This is a genomic window from Mycobacterium sp. NGS45 (assembly GCF_059812645.1).
Genome location: NZ_JCALDB010000047.1, coordinates 1 through 4,908 on the forward strand (window position 1 = coordinate 1; position 4,908 = coordinate 4,908).

A 4,908-nucleotide genomic window follows, 5' to 3' on the forward strand; every position below is an offset into this window, starting at 1 on the left:
CAGGGTGATCGCTGGGCACGTTGTCTTGCCTAGGCAAGTTCGCGTCTAATTTGTCCGGGAGATTCTGGAGATAATCGGTGAAGCTGATGAAATGGAGGGACATTTGAGCGAGTCCAGTCCACACGCTGGCGACTGCCTTCATACATTCTCGCCTCCGAGCGACCTCGTGGTCGACAGCTCGGGCACGTTGCCCACGAAGGGACTCGCGTAGGGCGATGACGACCGCAGCGAATGTAAGAGCGCTTCCAACGCATTGCCCGTAACTGCTCCACTGCGACGAGCCCCAGTGTGCCGCGAGCCCGTGGACAAGGAAGAACACCGACGCGAGAACAGACATGAGGATCAATGCATGGGGCCAATGTCGCGCTGCAAATCCTGATACTTGACTGCCTGCTCGTTCAACCATGTAAAGAGTGAATCACGAAGTTGCCGCGAACCTTTCTCGCCGGCGTCCGGGGGTCGATGAGTCGCTCGATGGCAGGACACATCTGTGTGGCAGTGCCGACTGTGGGCCGGTCTACCTATCTAGGGTCTATGGCCCCGGATGGGTCAGCTGCATGAATAGGTGCCATCTCAGCTGGCTTACAGCGAAGGGCATGCCGGGATTTGCGGCACGGTGCATGGGTGGTGAGTGGATGGCGTCTGATCTGCCCCTATTGGATCGCGGTGGCAGCGAGGGCCTCTCGTTGGATTCCCTCTAGGGTTACGGGCTGGTCGAACTGGGGTCGGAGCCGTTCGATGGCTGGTCGGGTGCGTGCGGTTTTCGCGTGCTGGACACCGGTGTTGGCTTCGTCGCCTTCTCGAAGGTGTTGTAGGAGTTCGGCATAGGTGGTCTCGGGTGGGAAGTCGTCGTTGTTGAACCGTCCCGGCCATACGGGGTCTTCTGTGTCGGAATTGTCGGGGCACAGGCCCAGGGGGCGCAGCCCACCTGTGGTCTCGGTGGGGATCAGTGTCCCGGGTTCTCTGGGGGTGAGTTGGTGGAAGATCAGGGACACGGGGTCTGTGGGTTCGACGACGATCACCAGGTACTCCCCGGTGGACAGCGGTACCTTCGGGGCGCTCATCTCGCCGCTTCGCCAGAGGGGGACGGTATCGATGAGGGCGTCCACTGTCGCGGTCCTGGCCGAGGAGCCGGTGGGGTTTTGGGCGGGGTTGAGCCAGCGGATCAGGTAGACCGGTTCACCGGGGTTTCTTGCGGGGCAGCGTAATTGGAAGTGGTTGTAGCGGTGGTAGTAGTTTGCTTCGACGTGTGCGTTCAGTGTTGCGATCTCGAGTTGTGACGGGGTGGCGAACTTGGCGCGGAATCGCAGGTCCGGGAACTGCGGTGAGGTGAGTACCGCGTGGCCGCTCAGGTTTTCGAACTCGTAGATGACGTGTGGTGAGGAATCGGTGAGAACGAACTCTGGCGTGCTGTCCTGCCCGCTGGTGGGCGTGCCGCAAGTGAGTGCGGTGACCTCGACTGCAACGCGCAGTGCGGCGGGTGTGATTCCGAGTGCTGCTGCGTAGCTGGTGATCTGGTCGGTGTTCGGGCGGGTTCTGTTGCGTTCCCACTTCGACACCACTGTTTGGCCGACGCCGAGTTTGTCGGCGAGTTCGCGTTGTGTCAGGCCGGCGCGGACCCGGAGGTCGCGCAGTGATCCGGCGGAATCATCACCGGGGGTGTAGAGCTCAGTGATGGCCAGGTCGAGAGCGCGGGCGACGTTGGTGATGTTGGCGATGGACGGACAAACCCCTCTGGTTTCCCAGGATTTGAGGACATCGACGTTGACGTTGATCTGCTCGGCGAGCTGGCGGCGGCTCAGGCCTGCGGCTTCACGGGCCGACCGCAGACGGGTGGAGTCGAACTGTCCGGGCGGCGGATTGGCCATGACGTCTCCTGTGCCTGGCTTGGGCGCGCCTCGTTGACACCGCGCCATCACCGATGAACGCTACCCCTTAGGGGTCTTCTGACGCCCCTCCACCACGCGGGCCGTCCCTGTCTGCGAGCAAGGGAGTTCTTCGACGACATATCCATGAGCGGGTCTCGGCACCCAGAAACGCCGAAAGCCGGGCTGGCACCCGGCTTCCAGACAAAACAAAGAGTTTCTCGTGACTCTTCTTCACCCTCCGAAGGAGGACTGTGTCTATTTCAGCGCGCCTTCATGTGCTTGTCAATCAGCCACGCCCAACCACGCTGGTACTGGCCGGGCGGGGTCGGTGCGTGCCTTGGTCCGGGGGCCGGACAGGGCCTGGAGCTGCGGGTTTATGTATGCCTTGGGTCGTGGTGCGGGCGGTGGTGTGATGGCGCGGTTTCGTGCCATGGCCACCCACCGGCCAGGTAGCGAGGGGGCCGGCACCGCAGACAGCACCCCCGCTCGCCCGGCAGTCGGTGAGCCGGTGTTGCCGCCGTTCACCCCTGATATCGACATCGAGCGCTATGAACTATTGGCGAACAACACCATCCGGGTCCCGGATCGGCGTTTCGCGGCGGCGGCGATCGAGACGGCCCGCCGGTTGGTGTGTCGCGCACCCCGATCCAGTACCGGCACCGACGGGATTCGACTCAGCGTGGCCGCCCGCTACCTGGTATTCGAGGCTGAACGGGTCGGGGAGTTCAACTACAGGACCGCGATGCGGCGGGTCAACGTCGATCGCTACCTGGACATCATGGCGCAGCGGTGGACGTTGAAGGCGAGCAAGCAGATGCGGACCTACCTGTACGTCGTGGGCCGGGTGGCGTATCCGCGGGAGTACCCGCCGCCGTGGGGGCCGGCCGAGCTTCGGGCCCGCCATACCGAGGCCGCCAGCGCGGAGAAGATCGCCCGGCTGTACATGGTGGCCACGGGCCTGCCATCGATCCATTCGCGGCGGCTGCTGCTGCAGTTGGACCTGTGCTACGGCGCCGGAGCCCGACCGGGGGATCTGAAGGCGTTGCGCGGCAGCGATATCGAAGCATCCAGCTGGGGCGGTGAGCCGGTCGCGGTGGTGCGCCTGGCCAACAATGGTGGGGGTACTCGGCTGGTGCCGGTCGCCGACCGCGACGCCAGCCGACGATTGCTTGCCGCCGCGGCTGAGCGCCCGGACGGGTTGCTGTTGACCTTCGACGGCACCACGTTGGGCCGCAATTCGATCAACAAGGCCAGCGAGTACCTGGTGCGCCGAGGCCATGAGGGCTTCAACGTCGCCGAACTGCGGCACGGCTGGATGCTGCAACTGGCCCAACGTGTTCCAGCTGCGCTGCTGATGCAGCTCGCCGACGTCAAAGACCTGCGTGTGCTGGCCGAGCAGCAAAACCTGTTGCCCACCTACGGTGTGCAGCACGCCGTGGCCCTGATCAAGGAGAACTGGCAGTGATCGCCACCCTGGAACCTCGCTACGAACTCGCCCCGGCACTGTTCGACCGCGCCGCGGCCATCATCGACCGCTCAGGTGTCCCCGACCTGATCGACGACTACTACCAGCAGGCCAAGGGCCCCGGCGGAACCCGAGGAGCCGGCATCGCCTACACGCTCAAAGCGGTACTGGTGTGCGCGCTGAGCCTGATCATGCTCAACCGCACCCCCACCTACACCGCCATCCTCAACACCATCGCCGACCTGACCCCCGCACAGCTCGACGCCGTCGGCATGGGCGCCCAAGACACCACCGCGCTCTTCGACAACCACCGCCAACAGAAACGAGAATTCACCCGGTTCACCGCCTGGCTCAACCGTCGCCTCAAACCCCTGGACGGCTACCCCGACCAACCCGCCCGCCGGATCCCCAACGCCGAGCACCAGGCGATCCTGGCCGCCCGCACCGCCGACGAACACCAGCAGTGCGCGCAGGCCACCGAACGGCTGCGCATCGTCGTCAACGACCTCATCAAAGGATCGATCCTCGACCCACAACCGGCGGGCGCGGCCGGAGACCTGGTCGCCGATGAATCGATCATCGACCTGGCCGGCCCCTCGGCGGGCATGGGCTCCAAACCGGACAAGAACCGCGGCGCAGCCAGCTGCGGCCGCTACTACGTCCGCGACCACGCCACCTACAACGTCTCCGACAAGGACACCCGCGGCGGCAAGCACGCCTTCGGCGTCGGGATCACCGCACTGACCCGCATCGGCGCCGGCAATCACCTGCTGGCAGTGGCACCGGTGATCGTGGCCGCCGACATCCACCACCCCACCTCCGGCAGCGTGGACGCGATCAAAGTCTGCCTCGACCACATGCGCCGCAACGGCCTGGACACCCGACCATCCGACACCGGCACCTGGCCCCGGTTCACCGTCGACATGGGCTACAGCACCAAGCGTGCCTTCCCGGAACTGATGCTCGAGCAGCGCTACACCGGCATCTTCCGCTACCCGGCGACCACCACACTGTCGGAGCCCTCAGGCAACACCCAAGGCCCCCACTCCAAGCCATACGGGCCGATCCAGTACGCCGGAGCGTTCTACTGTCCGGCCGCCGAACGGCTCCTGCGACGCCATGCAGCCCCCAAAACCCGCGACCTGCTCGCCGACCACGCCTGGCAGACCCACGACGACACCCTGCGATCGGTGCTGCCGTTCCTCATGGGCACCAACTCCCGCCCCTTCAAAGCAGGCAAACGCGGCCGGCCCACGCATCGGGGCACTGCCGGTCGAGCAGGTCAAGATGGAACTGGTCTGCCCCGCAGTCCAAGGCCGGGTGCAATGCCCACTGAAACCGGAATCAGTGCACACCAGCACTTTCGGCACACCGATGGCCACCCCCGACTGGCCGGCCGAACAACGCCAGTGCTGTGCCCGCTCCAGTGTCACGGTCACACTGACCCCACCGCAGCTGCAAAAAGCCCAATGGGGACCACCGGCGGGCAGCTGGGAACACGCCCTGTACCTCGAAGCCGCCCGATCACTGACCGAACGCACCTTCAGCGTGCTGAAATCCCCACACGTCACCGGA

3 protein-coding genes are annotated in these 4,908 nt (G+C 65.0%); 2 read left to right on the plus strand and 1 reads right to left on the minus strand.

The annotated features are described in order from the left end of the window. Positions 1 to 653: 653 nt before the first annotated feature. Positions 654 to 1,868, minus strand: coding sequence for a helix-turn-helix domain-containing protein (locus AC5Y3P_RS22220; RefSeq protein WP_500048100.1), 1,215 nt, complete (start codon positions 1,866 to 1,868; stop codon positions 654 to 656). Positions 1,869 to 2,280: 412 nt separating this feature from the next. Here AC5Y3P_RS22220 and AC5Y3P_RS22225 point away from each other — a divergent pair, with 412 nt between their 5' ends. After that, on the plus strand, positions 2,281 to 3,333 hold the full coding sequence (locus tag AC5Y3P_RS22225; RefSeq protein WP_500048101.1) for a site-specific integrase: 1,053 nt from the start codon (positions 2,281 to 2,283) through the stop codon (positions 3,331 to 3,333). Next, a partial coding sequence (locus AC5Y3P_RS22230) for a hypothetical protein (protein WP_500048102.1) occupies positions 3,330 to 4,908 on the plus strand: 1,579 nt, incomplete at its 3' end. The genes AC5Y3P_RS22225 and AC5Y3P_RS22230, both read left to right, overlap by 4 nt.

Excerpts from the sequence above, each read along its gene's own strand:
- AC5Y3P_RS22225 (WP_500048101.1), top strand. The coding sequence starts at position 2,281 with ATGGCGCGGTTTCGTGCCATGGCCACCCACCGGCCAGGTAGCGAGGGG.
- AC5Y3P_RS22220 (WP_500048100.1), bottom strand. The coding sequence starts at position 1,868 with ATGGCCAATCCGCCGCCCGGACAGTTCGACTCCACCCGTCTGCGGTCG.